Genomic DNA, 15,976 nt, shown 5'->3' with positions numbered 1-15,976 from the left:
GTATGAAGGCTGAAATAGAAGCGAAACCGGAAGGAAGTATATGGAGTGATGACCAGTGGCGCGCCATTGCGGAGAGCGGTGATGACATCCTCGTTGCTGCGGCAGCAGGTTCCGGTAAGACGGCGGTGCTGGTAGAACGGATTATTCGAAAGATCAGTAAGGAAGAGAACGGCTTCAGTGTAGACAGGCTACTAGTAGCCACGTTTACCAAAGCTGCGGCTGCCGAAATGCGGCAGCGGATCAGGGAAGCCCTTGATCGGGAGCTGGAGGAGAATGGCGAGAACGACCATTTGCGCCGTCAGCTATCCCTGCTGGGCAAAGCTTCGATTACAACGTTACACTCCTTCTGTCTGGAAGTGATCCGGCGTTATTATCAAATGATTCCGATTGATCCGGGTTTCCGCATATTAAATGAGCATGAAGCGGAGATGATGCGGCAGGAGCTGCTCGAAGAGTTGCTGGAGGAAAAGTACGGTGAGGTAGGTGCGGATGGCGAGGATAACATATTTGTGCAGCTAGCTGATTGGTTCAGTGGTGAACGCAGTGATGATGCAGTGCATGCGCTCATACAGCGATTGCATGATTACGCCCGCAGCCATCCTTGGCCAGCGCAATGGCTCCGTGATACTGCAGCTGATTTCTCATTGCCAGACACCGAAAGTCTGGGTGGAACGCCATGGGTGTTGAGCATTCTTGAAGAAGCGAAGCTGACACTTGCGGGTGCAGCCAGTCAGCTGATTCAAGGCCGGGAGATTGCACTACAACCGGGTGGTCCGGCACCCTATGCTGAGAATTTAACCGCTGATCTTGAGATGGTAAATGCACTGCAGGATGCCGTAAACGAACGACCTTGGGCAGAATTATATGATATTTTCATGGAAGTATATTTTGGGAAATTAAAGGCTTGTAAGAAGGATTCGACAGATCCTGGACTGCAGGAGATGGTGAAGGAACTGCGCGACAGTGTGAAGAAGAGTATTTTAGATCTTCAGAAAGCATTGTTTGGCCGTCCGCCTGAGGTTTTTTTGAAAGAGCTGAACGAAGCGGCTCCACTGATGGCAGAGCTTGCAGAGACAGTGATAGCATTCGGTGAACGTTATAGAATTGAAAAAGCAGGAAGAGGTCTAGTCGACTTCAGTGATTTGGAGCATTATTGTCTGCAAATTCTACGCCATCCGGACTCTACGCCCGGTCATTCCCTGCCTTCTGATGCAGCTATGGAATACCGTGCTCAATTCGATGAGGTTCTGCTGGATGAGTATCAGGATACGAATAGTGTGCAAGAGGAGATTGTGCGGCTAATATCCCGTGAAACACCCGGTAACCGGTTTATGGTCGGAGATATGAAGCAAAGTATCTATCGATTCCGTCTGGCGGAGCCGGGGCTATTCCTGGATAAATACCGCAGCTTTGGCTCACACCCAATCGATGATCCATCTGAAATTACTAATGAATCGTCTAGCGGTTCGGTTATCGATCTGGCCCGTAATTTTCGCAGTCGCATGGAGGTTGTGAATGCCGTTAATATGATCTTCCGGCAGATTATGAATGAGACGGTAGCGGAGATTAATTATGACGAACGCGCTGAGCTTGTTTACGGAGCGAATTTCCCAGGTGCAGCAGAGAAGGGTCCTGATACCTTTTTTGCACCGGAGTTATTATTGATAGATCGTGGTTCAACAACAGGGAAGTCAGAAGAGACTTCTGAAGACGGTGAGGCGCCACTTCAGGAGAGTGAAGCCATTGAGAGCGAGACGGCGCAGCTGGAAGCACGGGCAATTGCCCGGCGTATTTCACAAATGACGGGGATGACCGGTGGATCGCCGCTGCTTATCTACGATAAAGGACTCAAGATTATGCGCCCGGTTATTTACGGTGATATCGTAATCCTGCTTCGCTCGGCAAGAATCTGGACCCCTCTAATCATCGAAGAGCTTCGGATGGAAGGAATCCCTGCTTATGGTGATCTGAATAAAGGTTATTTTGAAGCTACAGAAGTGGAAATTGCACTTTCCCTCTTAAAAATAGTTGATAATCCTCAGCAGGACATTCCGCTGGCTGGCGTACTTCGTTCACCTGTGGTCGGATTAACGGAAGAAGAATTGGCTACGGTGCGTATGTGTAGTCAGGGTCCTTATTTTCAAGCAGTACAGATGGCGGTGGATATGCAAGATGCAAAAGAGGCTGAAGAAGAGTATGACCTCTTCTCGGCTCATGTGATTGAATCCGCAAGCACCGTCGAAAATAATGTTTTACCTGATAAAGATCTGCCGCAGATCAGTCCAGAACTGAAGCGCAAGCTTAGACATTTCCTAGAACAGCTGGAAAGCTGGAGAAATGCGGCTAGACAAGGTAGTCTCAGTGAGCTGATCTGGCGTATCTATGGGGAGAGCGGCTATCTGGAATGGGTTGGAGGACTGCCTGGAGGCTCGCAGCGCCAGAACAATCTTAAAGCTTTGTATGATCGGGCTGTGCAATTTGAGAATGACACCGCAGCGCGTGGATTGTTCCGTTTTCTGGTGTTCATTTCACGGCTTCGTGAGAATGGCGGAGATCTGGGTGTAGCTGGCGGTGGCGGTGAAGAAGGCAATGGCGTCAGAATCATGACCATTCATAAATCCAAGGGGCTGGAGTTCCCTGTTGTTTTTGTAGCCGGGATGGCAAAACAGTTCAATCGACAAGATTTGCATTCGCCATTTCTTATGCACAAAGAGCTTGGCTTTGGGCCGCGTTTTGTGGAACGGGAAACGCGAGTTAGCTACCCAACACTTCCTTATCTGGCTATTAACCGGCGTACACGGCTTGAATTATTAGCTGAAGAGATGCGTGTATTATATGTAGCGTTAACTCGTCCGAGAGATAAAATGATTCTAGTAGGCACTGTAAGAGATTTGCCGCGCAAAATCGCTAGCTGGAGCAGCGTACAGAACCGGGATGAGCTGCTGCTTGCAGATCATCTGCTGGCCCGAGGGCGCAGCTATTTGGACTGGGTCGGACCGGCATTGATCCGGCACCCTGCGGCGGCGGTTCTTCGTAAGCTGGGCGGTTCAGAAGGTACCGTCTCCACGGTGCTGCACAACGATGTCTCCAACTGGAGCATTAGTGTGCAAAATGCTTCCGAACTTAATTCTGGGGCGTTCCTGCCAACGGATCAGACTGAAGAGAAGGTAGAGGAACGGCAAGCTGTACTCGAAGCACTGCATAAGGGTGAAGCTGTAAATATATATGGAACAGAGACTAGCGATGAAATTGCTAGAAGACTGGAATGGAATTACCCGTATGCGGCAGCCTCAGGTATTCCGGCTAAAACTTCTGTTACGGAGTTAAAAGCGTTGTTGTCGTTGCAGGAGCAGCCCTCTTTTGATCTGCTGGAAGAAGGCAATTCTACAACCTCAATAGAAAACGATAAACGTCCAAGTGTTGCAGGTGCGGACAGTCTTCATTTGCGGCGTCCGAAATTTATGGAAAAACGCAGTCTAACCCCAGCGGAACGCGGGACAGCATACCATACAGTCATGCAGCATATTCCGCTGGAGGGCCCGGTTGATCCTATGGTTGTGGAAGAAACCTTAGCCCGACTTCAGAGAGTGGCTATTCTAACTGCTGAGCAGGTGGAGGCTGTAGCTCCCGATCAGATAGAAGCTTTTTATACTAATGAACTGGGACGTAGATTAATAGCTTCTTCTTGGAAGCTTAGAGAAATGCCGTTCAGTTATATGGTTCCCGCAGGTGAGGCTTATCGAGGGCTCGATTATATGAATGAAGCCGTCTCGGAGCTTTCCCCTGAGAACAATAAGGAAGGCTTTAGTGAGGCTGTGCTAATTCAAGGGGTCATTGACTGCCTGTTCCGTGAAGAGGACCGGATTATTCTGCTAGACTATAAGACGGACTCTGTATTAGAACATCAGGGCGGACTAGAGGCACTTAAGGAAAAATATCGTTTTCAGCTAGAGTTATACAGCAAGGCATTACATGATATTTTGGGAGAACCGATCAGCGAGATTTGGCTGTACTTTTTTGACGGCGATCATGCTGTGAAATTATAAATTATTCATTGCCGCATAGGAGCGGGGAAAGAGGACGAAGATGCGGATATTGCATACGGGGGATTGGCACTTGGGCCGTACGCTGGAGGGAAGAAGCCGCCAGAAGGAGCAAGAGCAGTTCATAGATGAATTGGTGGAGATCGCCGATTTTCATAAGGTGGATTTGATTATGATGGCGGGAGATGTGTACGATTCCGTTAATCCACCAGCGGCTTCGGAGCAATTATTCTATGAGGCTGCTGCCAGGCTGACTTCAGGGGGCAGGCCCCTTGTGGTGATTGCCGGCAATCATGACCAACCGGAGCGCGTATCTTCAGTCTCCCCGCTTGTATTAAGGCAGGGGATTACCTTGGTAGGACTTCCAACCTCAGAGCCAGTGACAGTTCATGCTGCGCGGACAGGTGAGATTGCCAAAATCGCAGCCCTTCCCTATCCCTCTGAGGCACGTCTCGGTGAGTTGCTTGCTGGGGACAGCGGGGAAGAGGAGCTTCGACTAGCTTACAGCGCACGGGTAGGCAAACTTATGCAACTGTTGGGACGGGAATTTACGCCACAAACCGTGAATTTGGCGATGAGCCATATTTATGTGCTTGGAGGTGTAGAGAGTGATTCGGAACGCCCGATTCAGGTGGGCGGGGCTTACACTGTAGACCCTTCTGCTTTATCCTGTGGAGCGCAATATACTGCACTAGGCCATCTTCATCGCGCTCAGCGTGTTAAAGGGGAAGGGATGATCCGTTATAGCGGATCCCCGCTGGCATATAGCTTTTCGGAAGCAGGACAAGCCAAGTCGGTGACGCTGATTGATGTTGCGCCGGGCGGTGAGCCGACCTTCGAAGAAATCTATCTTCGCTGTGGGCGTCCACTTGTAAGATGGAGCTCTACGGGGGGATTGCAAGAGGTATATAACTGGTTGGATGAAGGTAGAGATGCTTCCGCTTTTATAGATTTGGAGATTCGGCTCAGTGAAGCTATGTCGATGAATGATATTCAGCGCCTGCGTAAATCACGTGAGGGGATCATTCATATTCGTCCGATTTATCCGCAAATGGAGCTGGAGCTCGAACAGATTTCCCGTTCACGTATGCCTGTACAAGAATTGTTCCGTAAATTCTATCAGCGCCAGACGGGCGGGGCGGAGCCGGAGGATCGTTTGATTGAGCTGTTCTTACAGCTAACCGAAGAAGAACGGCAGCAGCCGGAGGAAGGAGAGGAGAACTAAGGTGAAGCCTATTTTATTAAAAGTTGCAGGATTGCAGAGTTATAGAGAAATGCAGGAAATAGATTTTGAAAGTCTGTGTGAGACCGGGCTGTTTGGGATTTTTGGACCTACGGGCAGCGGCAAGTCCAGTTTGCTGGATGCTATTACTTTGGCGATGTACGGCAAAGTGGAGCGCGCCGTTAATGGAACACAGGGGATTATGAATCACTCTGAGGATTCACTCAGCGTGGCGTTTACCTTTGAGCTCACTTCTTCCGCTGGGGCACATCGTTATCGCGTTGAACGTAAGTTCAAGCGGACAGGTGAGCAAACAGTCAGTAACACCATTAGCCGTTTCATAGAAGTTACACCTGACGGGGATAACGTTATGGCGGATAAACTCGCAGATGTTACACGTTGTGTGGAAGAGCATATTGGGCTCAAGATGGATGACTTCACGCGAGCAGTTGTATTGCCGCAGGGGAAATTCGCCGAATTCTTATCGCTTCGGGGCGTAGACCGCCGACAAATGCTGCAGCGCCTGTTCCATTTGGAACAGTATGGCGATCAGCTTGCGTTGAAGCTTAGCCGACGGGTGAAGGAGAATGAGGCTGCGCTCCGCGCACTCGAAGCGGAGCAGCAGGGGCTTGGCAGCGCAGGCAAAGAGGATGTAAAGGCAGCGGCGGAGCGCCTCGAACAAGCAGCCCAGCATGCTGCGGAATGCCGCCGCAAGTTGGAGGCGGCGCTGCAGGTCGCGGAGCGTTTCACGCGCATTCGCGAGCTGCAAGAGGAACGGACCCGCCGCGAATTGCAGCGGCAGGGACTGCTCTCCAAGGAGGAGGAGATTCTCCTCCTTGAACGGAAGCTCGGCCAAGCTGACGAGGCCGAGGCTAGGCTTCCCGCGCTGAAAGCATGGCGAAGCGCGGAAGACGCCTTCAAGAGCCGATTGACCCGCGCGGAGGGCCAAGAGGTGCTGGCAGCCGCTGCCGAGCAGGAGGCGGCGCATGCCGCTGCGGCCGCAGCTGCTGCGCAGGCCGCGCTTGCGGCGGAAGAGCCGGCCCTCCGGCAGGGGGCCGACACCTACCGCCGCGCGCTCGAGCTCGAGTCCGAGCTCGGCGCCCTGCGGCGCGAACTCGCGGCTCTGCGCGAGCGCCGCGAAGAGGCCTCCCGCAAGCTGGCGGAGCTGCGGGAGGGCATGGCCCGGGAGCGTGAGCTTTTGGCCAAGGGCCAAAAGCGCCAGCAAGAGCTGCAGCAGAGCTTGCAGCCGCTCGGTGTCCGCTCCCAGGAGCGGCAGTCTCTGCAAGAAGCGATGCAGAGACTGCAAGGGCTGCACTCCGCCGAATCCCAGTGGGATTCGGCGGAGAAGGAGCGCCGCGAGCGTGCCACTGCACTCGCGGCTGCGCAGGCGCGCCTCGCGGAGGCCGAGGGCCGTCGCGAGCAGCAGGAAGCTTCTCGCGGGCAGCTGATCCGCGAGGCGGCGCTGCATCAAGAGAAGCTGCTGGCGACAGAAGAAGCTGCGTGCACCGCAGCAGAAAGTCTGGAGCAACATATCAGTTCTTTGGAAGCAGCCCTCAAGGGGTATGAGTTGCACAGACTCTCGCTTGGATTGGCTAAAGAATTGGAAGCAGGACAACCTTGCCCTGTATGTGGCAGCGAACACCACCCGGCCCCTGCTGTATTGCACGATAACGTAGAGCAACAGGAACTGGAGTTAAAGCTTCAACAGGCTCGGGTGTTGTCCAGACGTGCTTTGGAAGCACGCCATATGTTCCGTGGTCTGCGGGAGCAGGACCTGGTTTGGCTGGAGCAGGTGTTTGGTGATGGAGCTTTTGATACGGTAAATCATCCTGCAGCGGCAGGCTCAGAAGTCAGCACTACTGAGGTTTCCTCTACCGATATGTCCATTCCAGATGAAAAGGCTTTGGCAGAACTTGATGCTGCATTTTTAGTATTAAAAAGCCAGTCTGTAGAACTGCGCCGTACAGCGATACAGTGGCAGCAATCGATGCAGGAAGTTCAGCAGCTATGCCTCAAAGAAGCAGCGGGTGCCGAAGGTGAGCGAAGCTGGGTAGAAGGCCTAACCGCCAAAGCCGAGGAACTGAGTGGCCAACTAACCGCTTTGCGGCAGAACTGGGTACAGCAGTTCCCTGATTTGGCACCGGAAGAGGTAGAAAAAGCTTATCGTGAGCTGTTAGCCAAGGATGCTCAAGCTGAGGAAATTAGATCCCGACTGGAAATCAGTGTCAAGTTTCTGGATGAGAAAAGCGCTTCGGTGCAGAATCTTCAGGAGACCATCACCGGACTCGATAAAGAGCTTACTCAGTGGAATACACAGATGGAAGGCAAAGAAGAATTGCAGCGTGAAAAAGAACGGCGTCTTTTAGAGTGGACTAATGGCCGCGCTGCTGCCCCTCTTCTAGCAGAGTGTGAGCGTCGTCTGCAGGAATTGTTAGCAGCTGTGGAGACCAGCCAACGATTACATCTCACGGCAGCGGAAAAAGCGCAGCATGAGATCAAGGAGGCAGCGATTACCCGCCAGGCTGCAGAATCTGCTCGAGAGCATTATGTGACTTCAAGCCATCTGTGGGAGCAAAGCCTAACCTCTTCACCGTTTAGTTCGGCCGCTGAGGTTGAAGGAGCAGCTCTCGCACCTGAAGAACGGGAAATTTCTTCTTCTCGGGTACGTGCCCATCGTGCTGAAGAAGCTGAAGTCTCATTGCAGCTGCGCAATATTGAAGAGAAGCTTGACGGAGCCAGCTTAAGTGAAGAGGAGTGGCAAGTTAGCAAGGAGAGCTTAAGCGTGTGTAAGTCAGAGGATGAAATGTCGCTGCAAGCAAGAGCGCGCGCAGAGCGAGATCTGGAGGATCTGCGGCATCGGCATATTCGCTGGATGGAGCTCGAAGCCCAGCGGCTAGAACATGCTTCTCTACAGGATCATTTGTCCAAATTGCAGACGGTTTTACGTGGAAATGCTTTTGTTGAGTATATTGCGGAGGAACAATTGATGCAGGTATGCCAGTCAGCTTCCCAGCGGCTTCGTTTCCTGAGCAAACAGCGTTATGCGCTGGAGGTTGATTCGGGTGGTGGCTTTGTAATCCGTGATGATGGAAACGGTGGTGTAAGAAGACCGGTCTCCACGCTTTCCGGCGGAGAGACGTTCTTAACTTCCTTGTCACTTGCACTTGCTCTTTCGGCACAGATTCAGCTGCGGGGGCAGTATCCATTGCAATTTTTCTTTTTGGACGAAGGTTTTGGTACGCTGGATCCGGAATTGCTCGATACGGTAATTACCTCACTGGAAAGACTGCATAACGACCAACTGTCTGTCGGCATTATCAGCCATGTTCCAGAGCTTCGGGCACGACTGCCACGCAAGCTGGTAGTAGTACCTGCTGAACAGGGTGGAGGGGGATCTCGGATCCTTTTGGAAAAAATGTGAAGATCTATAATGTGTGTGATTCTTATCACAGATACAGTATCAACGTGCTGTTATAATACAGCTAAGCCGACATTACTTTAGAAACACCTCGGCGGACGTATGGCAGGGAATGAACTCCTTTTCATACGTCCGCCGCCGAATCAGCTTTATAAGCTGTGAAGGGTGTTTCTCTTTTTTTTGTCTTTTTTAGGCCTAACGGTGTTGATATATTTATTTAATGGTTCATTCTGTAACAGATACAGTTTAGGGCAGATTATGCTGAGTTTGCTTGCTGCTTTCGTATTTGATGATTATCCTGTATGATTATCTTATGATGAAGTGGAATTTCACCAATTTTTAGGAGGCAAGCACTCTATGGAGACCGTGTTTAGCAAAATTATTGAGGGTACTATTCCTTCCAAAAAAGTATTTGAGAATGAACGTATTCTTGCATTTTACGACATCGAGCCTGCTGCACCGGTACATGTGTTGATCATTCCCAAGAAGTTCATTGCTTCAATGAATGATGTTACACCTGAGGATCTTCCGCTAATTGCTGAAATCCACAGTGTAGCCCAACAGATCGCCAAAGACCTTGGAATTGCTGAGTCTGGTTATCGTTTAATCAATAATTGCGGACCTGATAGTGGACAAGCTGTGCCTCATCTTCATTATCACCTGCTGGGTGGAGCCAAGCTGGGTGCGCTCACTGGAAACTCAGCTTCGCACGCATAGCATAATCATTTAATGTTGAAGAACTTGCCAGAAAAAAGAATAGCACGAAGGTTGACACGTTATTTCCGTTTGACCTATAATGGAGTTTGATAAACCGTGTTATGCTCTTGGACGGTATGGTCGGAGGGAGGGGAAACCTGTGTCTGAAACGAAAGTTCGCAAAAACGAGACAATTGATGCTGCACTTCGTCGCTTTAAACGTTCCATCGCAAAAGATGGTGTCTTGGCTGAGGTGAAGAAACGCAAACATTACGAAAAGCCGAGCGTTAAGAAAAAGCTGAAGTCTGAGGCTGCTCGTAAGAGAAAGTTTTAGGAGGATTACCCACGCATGAATCTTAGCGAGAGATTGAACGAAGATATGAAGCAAGCGATGAAGAGTAAGGACAAGTTCACGCTCTCCACGATTCGAATGGTTCGTTCTACAATAAAGTATCTTGAAATAGATCTGAAGAGAACATTGGACGACAACGAAGTGCTTGATATCCTTAGTCGTGAAATCAAACAGCGCAAAGATGCCCTCCAAGAATTTGAATCAGCGGGTCGCGACGAGCTTGCCGCGAGTACAAAAGCAGAAATCGAGATTATTATTAAATATCTTCCCGAGCAACTTTCCGAAGAAGAAATTAAAGTAATTGTACAGCAGACCATCCAGGAAACCGGTGCTTCTTCGAAGAGCGAAATGGGGAAGGTCATGAGCGCACTGATGCCTAAGGTCAAAGGTCGCGCTGATGGTAAACTCGTGAACCAGGCGGTTCTGCAATTTCTGCAATAATATAGCACTAGCACCCCTTGCAAAAGGGGTGCTTTTCTATGTTATGAAACGTAAATCCAATTTCAGCGTATTAAGGGTTATGAGTTCTGGGTCAAGCTAAAGAAGGGAGGTAAAATCATTGAGAAGATTACGGAAAATACTGTTAGCTAGCATTCCTGTGGTCCTGCTGTTACTCCTCCTGACACCCTTTGCAACGAATGTAAGCGCTGACGGGGCAGCCCCGAAAACACCGGGGGTTACGAACAGTGAGCTGAAAAAAGGTCCCGTGTTTATTATTCCGGTAGATCAAAAGATTGAACGGGGTTTGCAAAGCTTTTTGGAAAGAGGATTTGAAGAAGCCGCTAATTATGGAGCAGTCCTTATTCTACTAGAGGTCGATACACCTGGAGGGTTGGTGAAATCGGCAGAAGAGATTGGGACGATGGTAAGAGAGAGTGAAATACCAACAGCTGCCTATATTAAAGGTGATGCCGCTTCTGCAGGCAGTTACATAGCACTTAATGCAGGTGCAATAATCATGAAGCCGGGCAGTATGATCGGCTCCGCTTCCTTGGTAGACATGAATGGTCAAAAAGTCGATGATGCCAAAATGATATCCTACTGGAGATCTAAAATGATCGGCGCTGCTGCTCTGAATGATCGTGATCCAGACATTGCTGCTGGAATGGTGGATAGTAATTTGGTCGTGGATAAGCCAGAGCTTGGAGTGACTAAGACACAGGGAGAAATCATTGCCTTGTCTAGTGAAGAAGCTTTAAAAGCTGGTTACGCTGATCAAATTACAGATACCCCTGAAGAAGCAATTCAGTGGCTTGGATATACTACAGACGACATCTTTCGCGTAGAGCATACCGGTGCGGAAAAAATGTCGCAATTTCTGACCAATCCGATTATTATGACGATTCTGCTGTTCATTGGGATTACAGGCGTTGTCATTGAACTGATTGTTCCAGGCTTTGGTGCGCCAGGAATTATCGGGACGTTGGCTTTTGTGTTATATTTCTTCGGCAACTATGTTGCAGGATTCGCCGGAGCGGAAACTTGGCTCTTGTTTATCATTGGGCTTGTCATGCTTGTGCTGGAGCTCTTTGTGCCTAGCTTCGGAATATTGGGGCTCCTAGGCTCTGTCAGCCTTGTAGCGGGTGTTGTACGAGCTGCTTACAGCTATAAGCATGCACTGCTCAGTCTAGGTATCTCTTTCGTAGCTGCGACTATAGTTGTAGTAATTGTTGCGGTCATTTTTAAAGAACGAGGGATATGGAACAGATTTATTTTGAAGGAAAGCCTTACTAAAGATCAGGGATTTGTGCCTGTAGAAGAGAAGCTTAGCTTATTAGGCGCTACAGGAACCAGTATTACTCCACTTCGTCCCTCAGGAACGGCTATGATAGGCGGCGAACGTGTGGATGTTGTTACAGAAGGTAGTTTTATTAGTGCTAATGCACCGGTCTCTGTTATTAAAGTAGAGGGCGGACGGATTGTTGTGAAAGAAATCAAGGAATAAGGTAAATACTGGAACCAATAATAGTTCTACAACAAATTTACGGAGGTTATATAGTATGGGTGAAGCATCTTTGATTCCTATTCTGTTCATCGCGGTAGTGGTGATTATTGTATTGAGCGTGTTTTTAAGTTTCTTCCCGGTTATGCTCTGGATTTCAGCATTAGCATCGGGCGTTAGAATCAGTATTATTACGCTGGTGGCGATGAGACTGCGTCGTGTAACCCCAAGTCGTATCGTTAACCCAATGATTAAAGCGACTAAGGCAGGTCTTGGACTGAACATTAATCAACTGGAGAGTCACTATCTCGCAGGTGGTAACGTAGACCGTGTTGTTAATGCGCTTATTGCAGCACAACGTGCAGATATTCCTTTGGAATTTACTCGCGCAGCAGCCATTGATCTTGCAGGACGTGATGTGCTGCAGGCTGTGCAAATGAGCGTTAACCCTCGTGTAATTGAGACACCGGTTGTTGCGGCTGTTGCTAAGAACGGGATTGAAGTTAAGGTAAAAGCGCGCGTAACTGTTCGTGCCAATATCGACCGCCTCGTGGGTGGTGCGGGTGAAGAAACGATTATTGCCCGTGTTGGTGAAGGGATTGTAACGACAGTAGGTTCGAGTGATTCCCATAAAGATGTCCTTGAGAACCCGGATTTGATTTCGCGGACGGTATTGTCCAAAGGGCTTGACTCAGGTACTGCTTTTGAGATCCTCTCCATTGATATTGCGGATATCGATGTAGGCAAGAACATCGGTGCTTATCTACAAACCGAGCAAGCAGAAGCAGATAAACGCATTGCCCAAGCCAAAGCGGAAGAACGCAGAGCGATGGCTGTCGCTCACGAGCAAGAGATGAAGGCGCGCGTAGTAGAGATGAAGGCGCTTGTTGTGGAAGCTGAATCTCAGGTGCCTATGGCAATGGCTGAGGCGCTCAGAAATGGCCAAATCGGCGTGATGGATTATATGAATATCAAAAACATCGAGGCAGATACCCAAATGCGGGGCTCTCTCGGCAAAATGAATGATCAGGACGACAATAACCGTCCTAACAATAATAAATAAAAGGGGATGTGAATCTCCATGAGCTGGATCTATATTATTGCGGTTATTATATTCGCGATCGTATCCAATGTGAATAAAGCAACTAAAAACAAGCCCAAAGGAGCTCCTCGCGGGGGAATGCCCACTTTTGGGGGCGGAGAGGATTCTCCGCTCCGCCGGGTAAAACGCCCGGATATCGATGGAGGGCGCCAAGCGGAGTCTGGCAGTGGATTTCCTGCTCCTGTTAGCACCTCTTCCCGGCAGTCGAGGTCAGAGGATAACCGGGAGTATGATGCCTCTCCTGCCTTTCCAGAACCCGCGTATATACCAACTCCAGATTATTCTACTGGAGAAGGAATGTCTTTGGAGCATGCCGATGACGGAGTTGAATTACGCACACAAAGAATGCAAGAAGAGGTACGGCGCCTTCAATCTGCTTTTGACGGGATAGCGGGTGCAGATACCAAAAGATCAAATAAGACTAAGAACACAAACTCACCCTCTGCGGGAGACCAGACACATGGAACAGGGAGTCGTGACGACCTGCGCAATGGTGTAGTCTGGGCAGAGATTCTGGGACCACCGCGTTCTCGTCAACCGCATTCCACCCGAAGATAATATTTACGGATCATAGTAACAATAAAGCCTCGGTTTCCTATCTTTACGATAGGTTGCCGGGGCTTTTTTTGCTTTTTTCACACTAGAAGGGTCCTCCTTTGTTACTTCTTCTCATAAAAAAAAGCGTTGCCGCATAAGGTGTACAGAAGGCAGGAAGGGGGAACGTCTACTTATGACCCGTATTGGCCGCAGGCTGCGGGGATGGACAAACGGGGTACTGGATCTACCACAGGACTTATTACAGGAAATGCCCCGGATCACCCTGATCGGCAATAAGGAACTGCATATTGAGAATCATCGCGGCGTGCTGCATTTTTCCTCTGGTCAGCTTAAGCTCGCGTTAGCTAAAGGATCGCTTGAAATCACAGGCGAGGGACTTGTCATCCGAAATATTCTAGGCCAGGAATTGGCTGTAGAAGGCGTTATCGGGGAGATCAGATATAACGAAAGCGAGGAGAGATCATGAAGGAGCCACCTCTGTCATCACTGCGGGGGTTCGTTACACTGCATGTGACGGGACCTCAGGTGGAGCGATTTATTAATTTCATTTCTGAAGCAGGAATCATGATTTGGGATGTGAGGCCCGCTGAGGGCGGCGCTTCCCTTAAGCTGCTTCTGGATGATTTTTATGTCCTCCGGCCGATTTTAAAAAAGACAGGCTGTCGTATGCACGTTACCGGTAGAAGCGGACTTCCATTTCTTATGGCGCGGCTGTGGAAAAGGAAATTTTTTGGCATAGGTATTTTGATGTTTGGAATTACACTTTTTATGTTATCTACGATGGTATGGAGTATTAGAGTCGAAGGGAATGAAAAAATTGCTTCTGAGGATATATTGGCTGCCGCTCGCCAGGAGGGTGTGTACCCTTTTCAGTGGATATGGCGTCTGGAGGAGCCGGACAAGCTCTCTAAGGGGCTGCTGGCCCATTTACCGGGTGTTTCTTGGATAGGGCTGCAACGGACGGGGACGAGCATCAAAATTCAGGTTGTAGAGGCTAAACAGCCCGATATCAAACCTTTGCTTAGCCAACGGCATTTAATTAGCCGAACAGATGCGGTGGTAACAGAAATATATGCGGAGCAGGGCAGACCGGTAGTAGCGCGTAATTCGCGTGTGAAAAAAGGGGATATCCTGATTTCCGGTGCTCTTGGAGACGAAGAAAATGTAGAGTATGTGGTAGCCAAGGGTGAGGTTAAGGGGTTGGTTTGGCATGAGTACAATATCGAGGTTCCGCTTGAAACAACAAATAGCACCTACACTGGGGAGCGTAAGGATCGCACCTATCTCGTGTTGGGGAAATGGGCTATTCAGCTGTGGGGTTATGGCAAATCCTCCTTTGAGAATTCAAAGACGCTCACAGAGCATGATCCGCTATCTTGGCGCTCTATTGAGCTGCCGCTGGGCCTGATGACTGAGAAAGAAATGGAGATCAATGAAACAAAGGATACGATAACTCCAGAAGCTGGAGTTGCGAGGGGAATTGAGCGGGCGAAGAATGATATTTTAGCTCGATATGGTGTTGATAGCGTCATCAAAAGTCAAAAAGTTTTGCATGAGAAGAAAGAGAATGGTAAAGTTTATATGAAAGTGATCTTTGAAGTAGAAGAAAAAATTTCCGAAGAACTGCCAATAGTAAACAATTGAGGAGAATGAGGCTACTTGTCAGAACAGACTGCAAGCATTCGTATATCTTTGCAAAATGCGGGAGAAGCGCAATCGCTGTTTGGCCCGCAGGATGGATTCTTAAAAATCATCGAGAGTGAAATTCCCGCCATTATTGATTCGCGTGAAGCAGAGCTAACGATTCGTGGAGCTGAGCGGGAAGTAGACATGCTGGGGCAATTGTTTAATGTGCTACTGTCCCTCATTCGGAGCGGTTACATACTTACTGAACGTGATGTGCAGTACGCTGTGGAACTGGCGAAAGATTTTCGTGCTGATCAATTGCTCGATTTGTTCAAAGGAGAAATTACTACAACTTTTCGCGGAAAGCCTATCCGTGTCAAAACGGTCGGCCAGAAGCATTATGTGACAACGATCAAGAAGCGTGATATTGTATTCGGAATCGGTCCTGCAGGAACGGGGAAGACCTACTTGGCAGTGGTGCTTGCAGTTACGGCACTGAAAGAAGGTTCGGTTAAGCGTATTGTTCTTACGCGTCCCGCAGTAGAAGCAGGAGAGAGTCTAGGATTCCTTCCAGGGGATTTGCAAGAAAAGGTAGATCCATATCTGCGTCCGCTTTATGATGCATTATACGACGTTATGGGGCCCGACCAGGTGGCTAAGGCACTTGAACGGGGATTGATTGAGATTGCTCCGCTGGCTTATATGCGCGGACGTACATTGGATGATTCATTTATCATCTTGGATGAAGCGCAGAATACAACACCTGAGCAAATGAAAATGTTCCTGACTCGACTCGGCTTCGGGTCCAAAATGGTGATTACAGGTGACGTTACCCAGATTGACCTGCCCCGCGGCAAGAAATCCGGTTTGATTGAAGCCAAAGCGATTTTATCCGGCATAGAAGAACTTGGCTTTGTCTACTTCGCGGAACAGGATGTAGTACGGCATTCCCTGGTGCAGAAAATTATCGTTGCCTATGACCGCTCTGCCGAAAACCTCCAATAAAGGGGATTGTCT

12 protein-coding genes are annotated in these 15,976 nt (G+C 49.3%); all 12 read left to right on the top strand.

Annotated features, from left to right (window positions below):
* Positions 1-2 precede the first annotated feature (2 nt).
* Positions 3-4,046 (top strand): helicase-exonuclease AddAB subunit AddA, encoded by a 4,044-nt coding sequence (gene addA / locus MHI25_RS24020; protein WP_340395705.1) that lies wholly within the window; start codon positions 3-5, stop codon positions 4,044-4,046.
* A 40-nt stretch (positions 4,047-4,086) separates the two neighbouring features.
* The gene (locus MHI25_RS24015) at positions 4,087-5,268 is read left to right on the top strand and encodes an exonuclease SbcCD subunit D (protein WP_076136581.1); all 1,182 of its coding nucleotides are present in this window, start codon (positions 4,087-4,089) and stop codon (positions 5,266-5,268) included.
* 1 nt (position 5,269) lies between these two features.
* Complete coding sequence (locus MHI25_RS24010; RefSeq protein ID WP_340394492.1) at positions 5,270-8,686, top strand: AAA family ATPase; 3,417 nt, start codon at positions 5,270-5,272, stop codon at positions 8,684-8,686.
* 354 nt (positions 8,687-9,040) lie between these two features.
* On the top strand, positions 9,041-9,400 hold the full coding sequence (locus MHI25_RS24005; protein ID WP_036683863.1) for a histidine triad nucleotide-binding protein: 360 nt from the start codon (positions 9,041-9,043) through the stop codon (positions 9,398-9,400).
* Positions 9,401-9,539: 139 nt separating this feature from the next.
* Positions 9,540-9,713: a 30S ribosomal protein S21 gene (gene rpsU, locus MHI25_RS24000; RefSeq protein ID WP_036657994.1), complete on the top strand. Its 174-nt coding sequence runs from the start codon at positions 9,540-9,542 to the stop codon at positions 9,711-9,713.
* A 15-nt stretch (positions 9,714-9,728) separates the two neighbouring features.
* Positions 9,729-10,172, top strand: a complete 444-nt coding sequence (locus tag MHI25_RS23995; RefSeq protein WP_036683862.1) for a GatB/YqeY domain-containing protein — start codon at positions 9,729-9,731, stop codon at positions 10,170-10,172.
* Between the two features lie 118 nt (positions 10,173-10,290).
* Entirely contained in the window at positions 10,291-11,676 is a 1,386-nt protein-coding gene (locus MHI25_RS23990) for an NfeD family protein (RefSeq protein ID WP_248549505.1), read from the top strand.
* Between the two features lie 55 nt (positions 11,677-11,731).
* Complete coding sequence (floA, locus tag MHI25_RS23985) at positions 11,732-12,736, top strand: flotillin-like protein FloA (protein WP_036683849.1); 1,005 nt, start codon at positions 11,732-11,734, stop codon at positions 12,734-12,736.
* A gap of 18 nt (positions 12,737-12,754) precedes the next feature.
* Entirely contained in the window at positions 12,755-13,333 is a 579-nt protein-coding gene (locus tag MHI25_RS23980) for a hypothetical protein (RefSeq protein WP_076304276.1), read from the top strand.
* Between the two features lie 172 nt (positions 13,334-13,505).
* Positions 13,506-13,799, top strand: a complete 294-nt coding sequence (gene yqfC, locus MHI25_RS23975) for a sporulation protein YqfC (protein ID WP_036683844.1) — start codon at positions 13,506-13,508, stop codon at positions 13,797-13,799.
* Positions 13,796-14,977, top strand: coding sequence for a sporulation protein YqfD (gene yqfD / locus MHI25_RS23970; protein ID WP_076128997.1), 1,182 nt, complete (start codon positions 13,796-13,798; stop codon positions 14,975-14,977). The genes yqfC and yqfD overlap by 4 nt, the downstream gene beginning before the upstream one ends.
* 15 nt (positions 14,978-14,992) lie before the next feature.
* Complete coding sequence (locus MHI25_RS23965) at positions 14,993-15,964, top strand: PhoH family protein (RefSeq protein WP_036683834.1); 972 nt, start codon at positions 14,993-14,995, stop codon at positions 15,962-15,964.
* Positions 15,965-15,976: the final 12 nt, after the last annotated feature.

It is taken from the genome of Paenibacillus sp. FSL E2-0177 (assembly GCF_037992975.1).
In the GTDB taxonomy this organism is placed as follows: Bacteria; Bacillota; Bacilli; order Paenibacillales; family Paenibacillaceae; genus Paenibacillus_AQ; species Paenibacillus_AQ odorifer.
Note: the sequence above shows the minus strand (reverse complement) of the source record. Positions and strands in the feature narration are given on the sequence as shown.